The sequence below is a fragment of the Pseudomonas sp. GL_090 genome (assembly GCF_057837765.1).
This window is the reverse complement of the sequence record NZ_CM174452.1, coordinates 4269171-4283063: the sequence shown is the minus strand read 5'-3', so window position 1 is coordinate 4283063 and position 13893 is coordinate 4269171. Positions and strand designations below refer to the sequence as shown.

The following is a 13893-nucleotide window of genomic DNA, read 5'->3' as shown; positions in this document are numbered from 1 at the left end:
ATTCTGCCGCGTCCGGCCAGCGCCAAACTTCATGCTCAAAGGGGTGTTGCGCCACGCGCGCCCCGCCAAACGAGCAGAAGGCGCCGCGATGGAGTTTGCATTCAGCGACGAACAGGAAATGATCCGCGCATCGGCCGAGGGTTTCCTCGCCGATGTCTCGGATTCAGCCGCCGTGCGCGCGGCGATGGTCAGCGAGCGGGGTTTCGACGAAGCCCTCTGGCAGCGTCTGTGCCAGGAAATGTACTGGCCGGCGATTCATATCCCCGAAACCTATGGTGGCCTGGGCCTGGGCTTTGTCGAGCTGACGATCCTGCTGGAGCAGATGGGCCGGCGCTTGCTGTGCTCGCCGTTTTTCGCCACCGCCTGCATGGCCACCCCAGCACTGTTGCTGGCGGCCAATGATGAACAGAAGCAGCGCTGGTTGCCGTCGATTGCAGACGGCAGCGTGACCGGGACCCTGGCGTTCAGCAGTGCCAACGGTTGGTCCGCCGAGGATGTCCAGACAACGGTGGTGGCCGAAGGCGACGGGTTCGTCCTCGACGGCACCCTCAAGCATGTGCTCGACGGCCATGGCGCCGACCTGTTGATCATTGCCGCGCGACAACCCGGAACCACCGGCGAAAAAGGCATCAGTCTGTTTGCCGTGAACGCCGTAAGCGCAGGCATCGAACGGCAAATGCTGCCGACCATGGACCAGACCCGGCGCCAGGCGCGGATCCAGCTCAAGGGCCTGTACCTTGAAGCCGACTGCCTGCTGGGAGAATTCGGGAACGGCTGGTCGCACCTTGAACGCGTCCTGCAACTGGCCTGCATCGGCCTGGCCGCCGAGCAGACCGGCGGCGCGCAACAGGTGCTCGACCTCAGCGTGGCCTACATGCAGGAGCGCCAGCAGTTCGGTCGTCCGATTGCCAGTTTTCAGGCCCTCAAACACCGCGCCGCCGACATGATGCTGCAAGTCGAATGCGCGCGATCCGCCAGTTATTACGCCGCGTGCGTGGCCCAAGAGGTCCTCGATCCCCAAGGTGATCCTCAGGTCGCGGCCGAACTGCCTCTGGCGGCGGCGCTGGCCAAGGCGCAGTGTTCGGAAACCTATTTCCACTGCGCCTCCGAGTCCATCCAGTTGCACGGCGGCGTCGGTTTCACCTGGGAATACGACCCGCACCTCTACTTCAAACGCGCCCGCGCCAGCGAGAGTTTCCTCGGGCTACCGGCCTGGCATCGCGAGCGCATTGCTTCGGTGATTCTGGGAGAGCAGCCATGAAAATCAGTTTCAGCGAGCAGGACGAATGCTTCCGTCGGGAAGTCGCCGACTGGATGAGCGCCAACCTCTGCGGCGAGTTCGAAGCCCTGCGTTTTCGCGGTGGTCCGGGCGATGAGCACATGTTTCCCGAAGAACGCAAAGCCTGGGAGCGCAAGCTCGCAGAAGGCGGCTGGACCTGCGTCGGCTGGGCGCCGGAGCATGGCGGGCGCGGCCTGTCGATCACCCGGCAGGTGATCTTCAACGAAGAGTACGCCCGCGCCGGCGGCCCTGGCCGCATGGGCCATATCGGCGAAGGCCTGGCCGGGCCGACCATCGCCGCATTCGGCACGGTCGAACAGCAACAGCGCTTTTTGCCGGGGATCGTCAGCGGTACGTCGTTCTGGTGCCAGGGCTATTCAGAGCCGGGCGCCGGTTCCGACCTGGCCAACGTCAAGACCCGTGCAACGCTGGATGAAGCGACCGGCCAATGGCTGATCAATGGGCAAAAAGTCTGGACCTCCCTGGCCCACGAGTCGGACTGGTGTTTTGTCATCGCCCGCACCGAACCGGGCAGCGTCGGCCATCGCGGTCTGTCGTTCCTGCTGGTGCCGATGGCCCAGGCTGAAATCAGCGTTCGCCCGATTGAGCAACTGACCGGCACCTCGGAATTCAACGAGGTGTTCTTCGACGATGCCCGCACCGACGCCGCCAACATCATCGGCGCGCCGGGCGACGGCTGGAAGATCGCCATGGCGCTGCTGGGCTTCGAGCGCGGAGTCTCGACCCTCGGCCAGCAAATGCAGTTCCAGAACGAACTCAACGAAATCATCGCCATCGCCAAATCCAATGGCGCCGACCGCGATCCGATCCTGCGTCAGCGCCTGGCCGAAGCCTGGAGCGGGCTGCGGATCATGCGTTACAACTCGCTGCGCATGCTCTCGGGTAGCCAGGACGGATCGCTGCGCAAGGAGGCGACCATCTACAAGCTGTTCTGGTCGACCTGGCACGCCAGCCTCGGCAAGTTGGCGATGGACGTTCTCGGCGCCGAGGCGGAATTGCTCGAAGCCGGACCTTACCAACTGACCCGTTTGCAGTCGCTGTACCTGTTCAGCCGCGCCGACACCCTCTACGGCGGCAGCAACGAAATCCAGCGCAACATCATTGCCGAGCGTGCCTTGGGCATGCCCAAAGAGCCGCGTCCGCGTGCCTGAAAGGAGAGAGTTCATGTCTGTACCTCAATATGTTGAAGGTCGCGGCCTGCTGCGCGGCAAGTCGGTGCTGATCACCGCCGCCGCAGGCGCCGGTATCGGTTTTTCCGCCGCCGTGCGTGCTGCCGAAGAAGGCTGCCGTGCGCTGATGATCAGCGATATCCATGAAGGCCGGCTGGCCGAAGCGGTGCTGAAAATCCGCGAAACCACCGGGCTGCAACACGTGTTCGGCCAGGTCTGCAACGTTGCCGACGAAGCCCAGGTTCAGCAGCTGATCGCCTGCGCCGAACGTGACTTGCAAGGCGTGGATGTGCTGATCAACAACGCGGGCCTCGGCGGCTCGCGCTTGCTGGTGGACATGGCCGATGAAGAGTGGAATCGGGTCATTGATGTGACGCTCACCGGCACCATGCGCATGACCCGCGCCATGCTGCCGAAAATGATGGAGCGGCGTGCCGGAGTGATCGTCAACAACGCCTCAGTGCTGGGCTGGCGCGCGCAGAAAGAACAGGCGCACTACGCCGCCGCCAAGGCCGGAGTCATGGCGCTGACCCGCTGCACAGCGGTCGAGGCCGCCGACTACGGCATCCGCATCAACGCGGTCAGCCCGAGCATTGCCCTGCACGATTTCCTGCGCAAGTCCGCGCCCCAGGCGGTGCTCGATCAACTGGCCGCCAACGAAGCGTTCGGCCGCGCCGCCGAAGTCTGGGAAGTGGCCAACGTGATGATGTTCCTGGCCAGCGACTACAGCTCCTACATGACCGGCGAAGTGTTGTCGGTGTCCAGCCAGAGGGCGTGACCATGCCACGAATGTTCGACACGCCGATGGCCTTGTTCGATGCCGTGGGCGAATCACTCGGCGCCAGCGACTGGCTGTTGCTGGAACAAGACCGCATCGATCGGTTCGCCGACGCCACTGGCGATCACCAGTGGATTCACGTCGATCCAGTCAAGGCTGCCAGCGGCCCGTTTGGCACCTGCATTGCCCATGGTTACCTGAGCCTGTCGCTGGTCAATCTGTTCCTGCCGCAGATCGTCGAGGTCCGTGGCCTGGCGATGGGCGTCAATTACGGCTGTGAGCGGGTGCGTTTTCCTTCGGTGGTGCGCGTCGGCTCGCGGGTGCGCGGCAGTGCGCAATTGATCGCGGTCGAGGAAGTGAAGGGCGGCGTGCAGGCGACCATCCGCGTCAGCGTCGAAATCGACGGCGAGGAACGTCCCGGGTGCGTGGTCGACACCATCAGTCGCTATTACCCGGCTTGACCTTCAATAGAATTTTCGAGGAATCCAGCATGAAAGAAGCCGTCATCGTTTCCACCGCCCGCACTCCGATCGGCAAAGCCTTTCGTGGTGCGTTCAATGACACCGAAGCGCCGCAACTGGGTGGCCACGTGGTGCGCGAAGCCGTGCGCCGTGCCGGCATCGAGCCGGGTGAAGTGGACGACGTGATCATCGGCGCCGCGGCGCAGCAGGGCACCCAGTCGTACAATTTGGGGCGTCTTTGCGCGATTGCCGGCGGCTTGCCGACGTCAGTGGCCGGGATGGCGGTCGAGCGCCAGTGCTCGTCGGGCCTGATGAGCATCGCCATGGCCGCCAAAGGCATCATGTGCGACGAAATCGACATCGCCGTGGCCGGTGGCCTGGAGTCGATATCCCTGGTGCAGAACAAGCACAAGAACCTCTATCGCAACCAGTCGGGTTCGGTGATCGAGCTGGACCCGCACGCCTACATCCCGATGATCGAAACCGCCGAGATCGTCTCCGCGCGCTACGGCATCTCCCGCGACGAGCAGGACGAATACAGCTACCAGAGCCAGCTGCGTACCGCACAGGCCCAGAGCGCCGGGCGATTCGACCGGGAACTGGCGCCGCTGACCAGCCGCAAGGCACTGTTCGACAAGGCCACCGGCGAAACCAGCTATGAAACCGTCACCTTGCTGCGTGACGAATGCAACCGCATCGACACCTCTCGCGAAAGCCTGAGCGCCCTGGAACCGGTATGGCCCGGCGGTCAGTGGAGCGACAAGGGTCGATTCATCACCGCCGGCAACGCCTCCCAGCTATCCGACGGCGCATCGGCTTCGGTGTTGATGAGCGCCAAAATGGCCGAGAAGCGTGGCCTGGAACCACTGGGGATCTATCGCGGCATGGCCGTCGCCGGCTGCAATTCCGACGAGATGGGCATCGGCCCGGTGTATGCCATTCCCAAGCTGCTCAAGCGCCACGGTCTGACCATGGACCACATCGGCCTCTGGGAGTTGAACGAAGCGTTCGCCTGTCAGGTGCTGTACTGCCGCGACACCCTGGGCATTGCGGCCGAGCGCCTGAACGTCAACGGCGGGGCGATCTCCATCGGCCATCCGTTCGGCATGTCCGGGGCGCGGATGGTCGGCCACGCGTTGGTCGAAGGCCAGCGTCGCGGCTTGCGTTACGTGGTGGTGAGCATGTGCATCGGTGGCGGCATGGGCGCTGCCGCCCTGTTCGAGGTGGTCTGAATGATCAGCGCACAGCAGATCCAGGCGACCATGGCACGCTACGTGGAACTGGTGGATGCCGGCGACATCGAGGGCATCCTCGCGCTCTACGCCAAAGACGCCACCGTTGAAGACCCGGTCGGCCAGGCGCCGTTGCAAGGCATCGACGCCATCACGCGCTTTTACCGTGAAGGACTGGGGGCGATGAAGGTCTCGGCGACCCGGACCGGTCCGGTGCGCGCGACGCTCAACGGTTGCGGAGCGATGCCGTTCCGGGTCGATATGGAGTGGGGCGGGCAACCGTGCTCACTGCATGTGATCGACGTGATGGAGTTCGACGCCGACGGCAAGATCCGCTCGATGAAAGCCTTCTGGAGTGAAGTTAACGTAACAGCGCGAGGTGCAGCATGAACCTGGAACAGCGGATTGCCCGCCTGGAGGCACTGGAGGATATCCGCCAACTCAAGCATCGCTACCTCAACGCCTGCGATCTCAAGCAGGTCGAGGTGATTGCCGACTGCTTCGCCGAAGGTGAAGTGCTGATCGATTACGGGCCGTTGGGGATCTTTCGTGAGCGCGACAGTTTTGTCGCGCTGTACCGCGAACTGGCTTGCCATGAGCGGGTGATCGACCTGCATCACGGCGCCAACCCGGAAATCGAGGTGCTGAACGAGGATCAGGCCCAGGGCCGTTGGGCCCTGTGGTATTTCAACCTGGATGGCGAGAGCGGGGCGACGCGGCAGCTGGGTGGCTTCTATCAGGACCGTTACCAGCGTATCGCCGGCCAATGGAAGATAGTCGCCACCCGTTTTACCGCTCACTCGCAAGTGGCGCGTTCCTGAAGACCGCTCGCCCCAGAGGTGGCCCCTGTGGGAGCGAGCCTGCTCGCGAAGGCGGCATGTCAGGCAACATTGATGTTGGACGTGCCGGCCTCATCGCGAGCAAGCTCGCTCCCACAGTTTTTGGGGTGACCCTGGCATTAGCGTACAACCCGATCCCCCTGTGGGAGCGAGCCTGCTCGCGATGGCGGCATGACAGGCAACATCAATGTTGAATGTGCCGGCCTCATCGCGAGCAGGCTCGCTCCCACAGTTTCTTTGTGGTGAACCTGGCATTAGCGTACAACCCGATCCCCCTGTGGGAGCGAGCCTGCTCGCGATGGCGGCATGACAGGCAACATCAATGTTGAATGTGCCGGCCTCATCGCGAGCAGGCTCGCTCCCACAGTTTCTTTGTGGTGAACCTGGCATTAGCGTACAACCCGATCCCCCTTGTGGGAGCGAGCCTGCTCGCGATGGCGGCATGACAGGCAACATCAATGTTGAATTTGCCGGCCTCATCGCGAGCAGGCTGAACTGGCCTAATAATTCCGGACACCTCTTAAGGGCGATATGATTTCGCCAACTTGGAGGTTCCATGAACGAAAGAAAGGTCTATACCCGCGAATTCAAGCTGCATGCTGCCAGCATGGTGCTTGATGATAACTGCCCGGTTCCAGACGTGTGTGCATCGCTGGACATCGGGCCCACCGCTTTACGGCGCTGGGTCGATCAGGTTCGCAAGGAACGCGAGGGACAGCCCGTCAAGGGCACCAAGGCGATTACCGAAGATCAACGGCAGATCCAGGAACTAAAGGCCAAGATCAAGCGCATGGAGATGGAAGCCGAGATCTTAAAAAAGGCTACCGCTCTCTTGATGTCGGATCCCGATCGTTTTCGATGATTGCGGAACTAAGAGAGTCATTCCCGACTGCCATTGTGTGTCGTGTTTTCGAGGTGAAGCGCAGCAGCTTTTATGAGTGGCTTCAGCGGCGAGCCAAACCGCGGATCAGACGCGAAGAGCTCAAGCTGAAAGTGGTTGAACTGCACAGCGAAAGCCGGGAAGCCATGGGTTCCAGAATGATCAGCAAGAACCTGAAGTCCCAAAACATCGCGATCGGAAGAGGCCTTGTCAGAGTGCTGATGAGGGAGGCCAACATTGTCAGTAAACAACGTCAGCCTCACCCATTCAGATCCAAAGGCGTTGAAGCATTTGTCGCGCCCAATCGGCTCAAGCGCAATTTCAAGCCGGCTGCAGTCGATCAGGTTTGGTGTGGCGACGTTACCAGCTTGATGGTGGGCAAACGCTGGGTTCATCTGGCCATCGTGATCGACTTGTTTGCTCGCCGCGTCATTGGCTGGGCGTTTTCGCTGGTCAATGACGCCCACTTGGTCAGCAAGGCGCTACGCATGGCAGCAGAGGTTCGAACGTGTCCTCCGGGACTGATGTTCCATTCGGATCAGGGCTGTCAGTACACCAGCCGCAAGTTTCAAGAAGAACTGAAGCGTCGTGACATATTGCAAAGCATGAGTCATCGCGGGCAGTGCTGGGACAACGCTCCAACAGAGCGGTTTTTCGGCACGCTGAAATCAGAATGGGTGCCTCGCAGTGGTTACAGCAAGATCGAGGAAGCAAAAACCGATATGGTGCGCTTCTTCATGTACTACAACCGCACCAGGCTCCACAGCTACAACAACTATCTGTCGCCAATAGCCATGGAGCAAAAAGCGGCATAAACACCGTAACCGGTGTCCGGGATTACTTGACCAGTTCAGGCTCGCTCCTACAGTTTTTTGTGGTGACGCCGACATTGCGAGTATCCCCAATCCCCTGTGGGAGCGGGCTTGCCCCGGGCGGCGTTCCGACGAAGGCGGCGTGTCAGGCAACATCGATGTTGGATATGCTGACAGCCATATCCGGATTCTGCGTTCGGCCGGTTTCGTAGTAAACCTTGAGGTTCTCGGCAATCTGCCGCACGACTTTGTTGAAGGCTTTTCCCAAAAATAATTCCATCAGCCTGCCGCCGCGCAGGCTGTATCGCATTTGCAGGGTGACGCGGGTCGCGTTGCCTTCGGCTTGCAAGGCATAACTGAAACTCGCCTCGCGAAACGGAAAGGGCGAGTCATTGCCGCCCTTGTGCAACCGCAACACGAACCCTGTGCCTTCCTGCCACTGCACCACGCTTTCATCCAGATACTGACCACTCTTGCGCAACACTCGGCGACTGGCGCCGACACCTTGCGTTGCGCCGGGATGAAACTGGCAACCGGTCAGGCCCGGCACGTAGTGTGGAGCGAGGCTCAGGTCGCGCAGTTTGGCCCATGCGGCTGGCTGTGAAAGGTCAAGCAGTACGATGTGGCTGGCAATCGCGGGCATCTCGAAAGTCCTCTTATGAATGAGATTGTGCGGCATCAAGAAACGCCGGCCGCTCACCCGCGCCATGCACTGCGATATCCGCGCCACTGACGTAACGGGCCAGCTTCGAAGCCAGGTACAGGCAGGTGTCGCCAATGTCCTCCGGGGTCGCCAGGCGTTGCAACGGAATGGTTGCCGCCACCCGTGCAATGCCTGCGTCGTCACCATAATGCATGGCCGCCTGCTCGGTGAGAATCAGCCCGGCGGTCACGGCGTTGACTCGCACCTTTGGCGCCCATTCCACTGCCAGCGAGGTGGTCAGGTTCAGCAGGCCGGCCTTGGCCGCGCCATAAGCGGCGGTGCCGGGGGAAGGGCGGGTGGCGCTGACGCTGCAGATGTTGATGATCGCACCGCCATCGGCCTGGGCCTGCATCACCTGGTTGGCCTGCTGGCAGAGGTTCAGCGGCGCGATCAGGTTCAGGCGGATGATCGCTTCGCTGAAACGCGACGAGGCTGTGGCGGCATCGGCATTCGGCGAACCGCCGGCGTTGTTGACCAACACATCGAGGCGACCGAAACGCTCGACGATGTGTGCGATCAAACGCCCGGACTGCTCGACATCCCGCAGATCACAGGGCAGGAACAGCGCCTCGCGCCCGGCGCTGGCAGGTAAGGTCTGTGGTGCTTCGCGCCCGCAGATCACCACCTCGGCGCCGCAGTCGAGGAAGCGCTGGCTGATACCGCGCCCCACACCTTTGCCACCGCCGGTGACCAGTACCACTTTGCTGCGAAAGTCCATCGGATCAAGCATGGGGATTCTCTTTTTGTCGCTCGGGAATGCTATCGATGCTAGGTCTGTGGTCCCTGTAATCCAACGTCCGATGAGACTAGGAACGGTGTAGGAGCGAGCCTGCTCGCGATGGACGTCAACGATAACGCGTAAAACCTGATGCCCCGCGCTGTCCTGGCCTCCTTCGCGAGCAAGCTCGCTCCTACAGGTGGGGCACGTAGTCCTGTCGGACGATGTTGACCATCCGGCCCCTCGGAATAATCCGGCTACAACAACAGGCCGGGAGGACACCTTATGGGCGCTTCAGCGCAAGGGCACTTCGTTACGCTGTCGGATGGTTTGCAGCTGCACTACAAAGACATCGGCGGGCATGACACCGGCAACGGCGACCCCGTGATTTTCATCCATGGCAGCGGGCCGGGTGCCAGCGGTCACAGCAACTTCAAGCAGAACTACCCGGTGTTCGCCGAGGCCGGTTACCGGGTGATCGTCCCGGACCTGCCGGGCTACGGCGCTTCGGACAAACCCGACACCCTCTACACCCTGGACTTCTTTGTTGCAGCGCTGAACGGTCTGCTCGACGCCCTGGACATCCAGCGTTGCGTGCTGGTCGGCAACTCCCTGGGCGGCGCGATCGCGATCAAACTGGCCCTCGACCAACCGCAGCGTGTCAGCCGTCTGGTGCTGATGGCGCCCGGTGGTCTGATGGAAAAGGAACAGTACTACCTGCAGATGGAAGGCATCCAGAAAATGGGTGCGGCCTTCGCCAAGGGTGAACTGAACGATGCGGCGGGCATGCGTCGCCTGCTGGCGCTGCAACTGTTCGATGAAAGCCTGATCAGCGACGAAACGGTCAACGAACGCGTGGCTGTGGTGCAACAGCAACCGGTGTACGTGCTGTCGACCATGCAGGTGCCGAACATGACGTCACGCCTGGGCGAGTTGCAGTGCCCGATCCTCGGTTTCTGGGGCATGAACGACAAGTTCTGCCCGTCCTCCGGCGCCCAGACCATGCTTGAGCACTGCAGCAAAATCCGTTTCGTGATGCTCAGCGAGTGCGGGCATTGGGTCCAGGTCGAGCACCGTGACTTTTTCAACCGCCAGTGCCTGGCGTTTTTTCAGGAGGCCCTCGGATGAGCGTGCAATTGCGCCGAGAGTTCGGCGAAGAGCTTTATCAGGCGCTGCTCAGCGGCTCCACCCTGGCGCCGCTGACCGAGCGTTGGCCGTCGATCAGCATCGAAGATGCCTATCACATTTCCCTGTACGCCATTGAGCGTCGGGTGGCGGCGGGTGACCAGATCGTCGGCAAGAAAATCGGCGTGACCTCGGCGGCGGTGCAGCAGATGCTCAACGTGCATCAGCCGGATTTCGGCTTCATCACGCGGCAGATGTCGTTCGATGACGATGCCCGGATTTCCCTGTCCGCCAACAAACTGATCCAGCCCCGCGCCGAGGGCGAGATCGCCTTCAAGCTCAAGCATGACCTGGTCGGCCCCGGCATTACCGAGGCCGACGTGCTGGCCGCCACCGAATACGTGATGCCGTGCTTCGAGATCGTCGACTCGCGGATTCATGACTGGCGCATCCGCATCCAGGACACGGTCGCAGACAACGCCTCCTGCGGCGTGTTCGTGCTGGGCGACAGCAAGGTCGCCCCCCGCGAGCTGGACCTGCCGAACTTGCGCATGCGTGTGTTCAAGAACGGTGAGCCCCTGAGCGAAGGCCTGGGTTCGGCGGTGCAGGGTAACCCGTTGACGGCGGTGGCCTGGCTGGCCAACACCCTGGGTGCCTTCGGCATTCCGTTCAAAGCCGGGGAAATCATCCTGTCCGGCTCGCTGGTGCCACTGGAACCGGCCCGTGCCGGCGACCGTTTTGAACTGACCATTGATGGCCTGGGCAGTGCCCGGGTGTCTTTCTGCGCCTGACTTTTGGAGTTTGACCCCATGAGTAAAAAACTCAGAGCGGCCATTATCGGCCCGGGCAACATCGGCACCGATCTGCTGATGAAAATGTGCCGATCGCAATGGATCGAGCCCGTCTGGATGGTCGGTGTCGACCCTGAATCCGAGGGTCTGAAACGTGCTCGGGAAATGGGCATCAAAACTACTGCCGGCGGTGTCGATGGCTTGCTGCCCCACGTACTCGACGATGACATCCGTATCGCCTTCGATGCCACCTCGGCCTACGTGCATGCCGAAAACAGCCGCAAGCTCAACGAGCTGGGGGTGATCATGATCGACCTCACGCCGGCGGCCATCGGCCCGTTCTGCGTGCCGCCGGTCAACCTCAAGGAGCACGCGTCGAGCCTGGCGATGAACGTCAACATGGTCACCTGCGGTGGCCAGGCGACCATCCCGATGGTGGCAGCAGTGTCGCGGGTGCAACCGGTGAGCTACGGCGAAATCGTCGCGACGGTTTCTTCCGGTTCGGTCGGCCCGGGTACGCGACAGAACATCGACGAGTTCACCCGCACCACGGCCGGTGCGGTGGAGAAGATCGGTGGCGCCCGACGCGGCAAGGCGATCATCGTGATCAACCCGGCCGAGCCACCGCTGATGATGCGCGACACCATCCACTGCCTGACCGATGACGAGCCGAACCAGGATGCGATCCGTACGTCGGTGCTGGAGATGGTCCGCGAAGTTCAGCGCTATGTACCGGGCTACAAACTGATCAACGGGCCGGTGTTCGACGGGCGCAAGGTGTCGATTTTCATCGAGGTCGAAGGCCTCGGCGATTTCCTGCCCAAGTCCGCCGGCAACCTCGACATCATGACCGCCGCCGGTTTGCGCACGGCCGAGATGTTCGCCGAAGAAGCCCACAAGGGCACCCTGCAACTGCCTGTCCGTTGAGTGGAGAATTCCGATGAATTTGCAAGGTAAGAGCGTCCGTCTGCACGACATGAGCCTGCGCGACGGCATGCACGCCAAACAGCACCAGATCAGCATTGAACAAATGGTCTCGGTGGCCACCGGCCTCGATGCGGCGGGTGTGCCGCTGATCGAAATCACCCACGGCGATGGCCTGGGCGGTGCGTCGCTGAACTACGGCTTTCCGGCCCACAGCGACGAGGAGTATTTCGCCGCGGTGATTCCGCAGATGAAACAGGCCAGGGTCTCGGCCCTGCTGTTGCCGGGGATCGGCACCCTCGACCACCTGAAGATGGCCCACGAACACGGCGTATCGACCATTCGCGTGGCCACTCACTGCACCGAGGCAGACGTGTCCGGCCAGCACATCGGTATGTCGGCGAAGATGGGCCTGGACACCGTCGGCTTCCTGATGATGGCGCACATGGTCAGCCCGGAGAAGCTGCTGGAGCAGGCGCGCCTGATGGAAAGCTACGGCGCCAATTGCATCTACTGTACCGACTCGGCCGGCTACATGCTGCCCGATGAAGTGACGCAGAAGATCGGCGCCCTGCGTGCCGGATTGAATGCCGGGACCGAAGTCGGTTTCCACGGCCATCACAACATGGGCATGGCCATCGCCAACTCCCTGGCGGCCATTGAGGCCGGCGCCGCGCGCATCGACGGATCGGTTGCAGGTCTTGGCGCGGGGGCGGGCAATACGCCGCTGGAAGTGTTCGTCGCGGTGCTGGAGCGCATGGGCGTCAACAGTGGCGTCGACCTGTACAAGATCATGGACGTGGCCGAAGACCTGGTGGTGCCGATGATGGACCAGCCGATCCGCCTCGACCGCGATGCGCTGACGTTGGGTTATGCCGGGGTGTACAGCTCGTTCCTGCTGTTCGCCAAGCGGGCTGAGCAGAAGTACGGTATTGCTGCTCGCGAGCTGCTGGTTGAGCTGGGCCGACGCGGAACCGTGGGTGGTCAGGAAGACATGATCGAAGACCTGGCACTGACCCTGTCGCGGGCCAGGGGTGCACTGCCGACCTGATTATTGCGGCAACGAAAAAACCACCGATGATTCGGTGGTTTTTTTATGGCCGGTGGAAACCATGCTCAAGGCAGCAGATTGCGCACCACGGGCGGAAAGCAATTGATCGCCGAGCTCGAACAGCTGAAGTAGGCGGTGGTCGGTCGGTAGGCTTCGTTCTTGAACAGTTGGCAGAGGCTGGTGGAAGCACCCGCACAGAGGATGATGAACAGAGCACAAGTGGTTTTGCGCATGGTGAGTCTCGACACGGTTTTATTGTTGTAGAGACAGGTTATGGCGGCGGTTCGCGAGTGGCTTCGTCCGAATGGACTATCCGTTCAAATTGAAGCTTCCCCGTTCCTTGTGGTGTTCCCGGGATCTGTGCCTGGTCGTGATCCCCTGTAGGAGCGAGCCTGCTCGCGATGGCGGTATGTCAGGCGGCATGGATGTTGGATGTGCTGGCCTCATCGCGAGCAGGCTCGCTCCTACAGGTTTTGTGTGGTGTCAGGTGCGTCGGGCGAGGGCGCCCATGGCCATGAACAGCGCCGCAATCGCCCGGGCTTCATGCAGTTCGCCACGGGCCACCAGTTCGGGGATCTGTGCCAGGGGTACACGCAGGCATTCCAGGGGTTCGGGTTCGTCGCCTTGCAGTTGGCAGGGGCTCAATTGTTCGGCCAGCACCACCCGGTAGCGGTGGCACAAGTGCCCCGGTGCCAAGGTCAGCTCGCCCAGTTCGGTGAGGCGTTCGGCGCGCATGCCGACTTCTTCGCTCAGCTCGCGCTGCGCCGCCTGCAAATAGTCTTCATCGGGCTCGGCACCGCCCTTGGGCAGGCCGAGAATGGTTTTTTCCACGCCGACCGCGTATTCGCGCACCAGCAGCACATGCGCAGGATCGGGCATCGCCACCAGCATCACCGAGCGATAACCGGTGCCGCGCAGGCGTTCGTAGACCCGCTGCTGGCCGTTGCTGAATTGCAGGTGCAGGGCTTCGATCTGAAAGTGGCCGCTTTGCGCCAGCAGTTCAGTCTTGAGGATGGTTGGGCAGTTGCGCATGGGGCAGTCCCCTGTTTGGGATAAAGACACTGTGCGCTGTACAACGGGAGCCGCCATCGTCCGAGCGGACGAGGGCAG

The 13893-nt window shown here is 61.9% G+C and carries 17 protein-coding genes; 13 read left to right on the top strand and 4 right to left on the bottom strand.

Going from position 1 to position 13893, the window contains the following annotated elements:
* The first annotated feature begins 88 nt into the window (after nt 1–88).
* From AC3ITA_RS19225 to AC3ITA_RS19185, 9 genes are all read left to right on the top strand, one after another.
* Nucleotides 89–1261 carry an acyl-CoA dehydrogenase family protein gene (locus AC3ITA_RS19225; protein WP_489278210.1) on the top strand — a complete coding sequence of 391 codons (1173 nt, stop codon included), beginning with the start codon at nt 89–91 and terminating at the stop codon, nt 1259–1261.
* On the top strand, nt 1258–2451 hold the full coding sequence (locus tag AC3ITA_RS19220; protein ID WP_414928500.1) for an acyl-CoA dehydrogenase family protein: 1194 nt from the start codon (nt 1258–1260) through the stop codon (nt 2449–2451). Before AC3ITA_RS19225 ends, AC3ITA_RS19220 begins: the two co-directional genes overlap by 4 nt.
* Before the next feature lie 13 nt (nt 2452–2464).
* Nucleotides 2465–3247 carry an SDR family oxidoreductase gene (locus AC3ITA_RS19215; protein ID WP_414928499.1) on the top strand — a complete coding sequence of 261 codons (783 nt, stop codon included), beginning with the start codon at nt 2465–2467 and terminating at the stop codon, nt 3245–3247.
* A gap of 2 nt (nt 3248–3249) precedes the next feature.
* Nucleotides 3250–3708 (top strand): MaoC family dehydratase, encoded by a 459-nt coding sequence (locus AC3ITA_RS19210; protein ID WP_095944318.1) that lies wholly within the window; start codon nt 3250–3252, stop codon nt 3706–3708.
* 29 nt (nt 3709–3737) lie between these two features.
* Nucleotides 3738–4940 carry an acetyl-CoA C-acyltransferase gene (locus AC3ITA_RS19205; RefSeq protein WP_489278209.1) on the top strand — a complete coding sequence of 401 codons (1203 nt, stop codon included), beginning with the start codon at nt 3738–3740 and terminating at the stop codon, nt 4938–4940.
* Nucleotides 4941–5330, top strand: coding sequence for a steroid Delta-isomerase (locus tag AC3ITA_RS19200; protein ID WP_489278208.1), 390 nt, complete (start codon nt 4941–4943; stop codon nt 5328–5330).
* Complete coding sequence (locus tag AC3ITA_RS19195; RefSeq protein ID WP_414928495.1) at nt 5327–5761, top strand: nuclear transport factor 2 family protein; 435 nt, start codon at nt 5327–5329, stop codon at nt 5759–5761. Before AC3ITA_RS19200 ends, AC3ITA_RS19195 begins: the two co-directional genes overlap by 4 nt.
* A 574-nt stretch (nt 5762–6335) precedes the next feature.
* Nucleotides 6336–6641 carry an IS3 family transposase gene (locus AC3ITA_RS19190; protein ID WP_008047186.1) on the top strand — a complete coding sequence of 102 codons (306 nt, stop codon included), beginning with the start codon at nt 6336–6338 and terminating at the stop codon, nt 6639–6641.
* A complete protein-coding gene (locus AC3ITA_RS19185; protein ID WP_489277972.1) occupies nt 6638–7474 on the top strand; it encodes an IS3 family transposase in 837 nt (278 codons plus the stop codon). Before AC3ITA_RS19190 ends, AC3ITA_RS19185 begins: the two co-directional genes overlap by 4 nt.
* A gap of 142 nt (nt 7475–7616) precedes the next feature.
* Here the strand turns inward: AC3ITA_RS19185 and AC3ITA_RS19180 are convergent, their stop codons facing one another.
* Together AC3ITA_RS19180 and AC3ITA_RS19175 are read right to left on the bottom strand one after the other, a co-directional pair.
* Entirely contained in the window at nt 7617–8114 is a 498-nt protein-coding gene (locus tag AC3ITA_RS19180) for an SRPBCC family protein (protein WP_150673449.1), read from the bottom strand.
* 13 nt (nt 8115–8127) lie between these two features.
* The gene (locus AC3ITA_RS19175; protein ID WP_150673450.1) at nt 8128–8904 is read right to left on the bottom strand and encodes an SDR family oxidoreductase; all 777 of its coding nucleotides are present in this window, start codon (nt 8902–8904) and stop codon (nt 8128–8130) included.
* A gap of 273 nt (nt 8905–9177) precedes the next feature.
* Between AC3ITA_RS19175 and AC3ITA_RS19170 the strand changes: the two genes are divergently transcribed.
* Genes AC3ITA_RS19170 through dmpG form a run of 4 tightly spaced genes read left to right on the top strand, consistent with a single transcriptional unit; the run spans nt 9178 to nt 12783 of the window.
* Nucleotides 9178–10020, top strand: a complete 843-nt coding sequence (locus tag AC3ITA_RS19170) for an alpha/beta fold hydrolase (RefSeq protein ID WP_150673451.1) — start codon at nt 9178–9180, stop codon at nt 10018–10020.
* Complete coding sequence (locus AC3ITA_RS19165; protein ID WP_150673452.1) at nt 10017–10808, top strand: fumarylacetoacetate hydrolase family protein; 792 nt, start codon at nt 10017–10019, stop codon at nt 10806–10808. Before AC3ITA_RS19170 ends, AC3ITA_RS19165 begins: the two co-directional genes overlap by 4 nt.
* Before the next feature lie 18 nt (nt 10809–10826).
* Nucleotides 10827–11735 (top strand): acetaldehyde dehydrogenase (acetylating), encoded by a 909-nt coding sequence (locus AC3ITA_RS19160; RefSeq protein WP_095944326.1) that lies wholly within the window; start codon nt 10827–10829, stop codon nt 11733–11735.
* Nucleotides 11736–11748: 13 nt separating this feature from the next.
* Nucleotides 11749–12783: a 4-hydroxy-2-oxovalerate aldolase gene (gene dmpG / locus AC3ITA_RS19155; RefSeq protein WP_095944327.1), complete on the top strand. Its 1035-nt coding sequence runs from the start codon at nt 11749–11751 to the stop codon at nt 12781–12783.
* 65 nt (nt 12784–12848) lie between these two features.
* On the opposite strand, the gene AC3ITA_RS19150 is transcribed toward dmpG, so the two are convergent.
* Nucleotides 12849–13016: a hypothetical protein gene (locus AC3ITA_RS19150; protein WP_172435356.1), complete on the bottom strand. Its 168-nt coding sequence runs from the start codon at nt 13014–13016 to the stop codon at nt 12849–12851.
* 250 nt (nt 13017–13266) lie between these two features.
* Nucleotides 13267–13815, bottom strand: coding sequence for an ADP compounds hydrolase NudE (gene nudE / locus AC3ITA_RS19145; RefSeq protein WP_489278207.1), 549 nt, complete (start codon nt 13813–13815; stop codon nt 13267–13269).
* Nucleotides 13816–13893 lie beyond the last annotated feature (78 nt).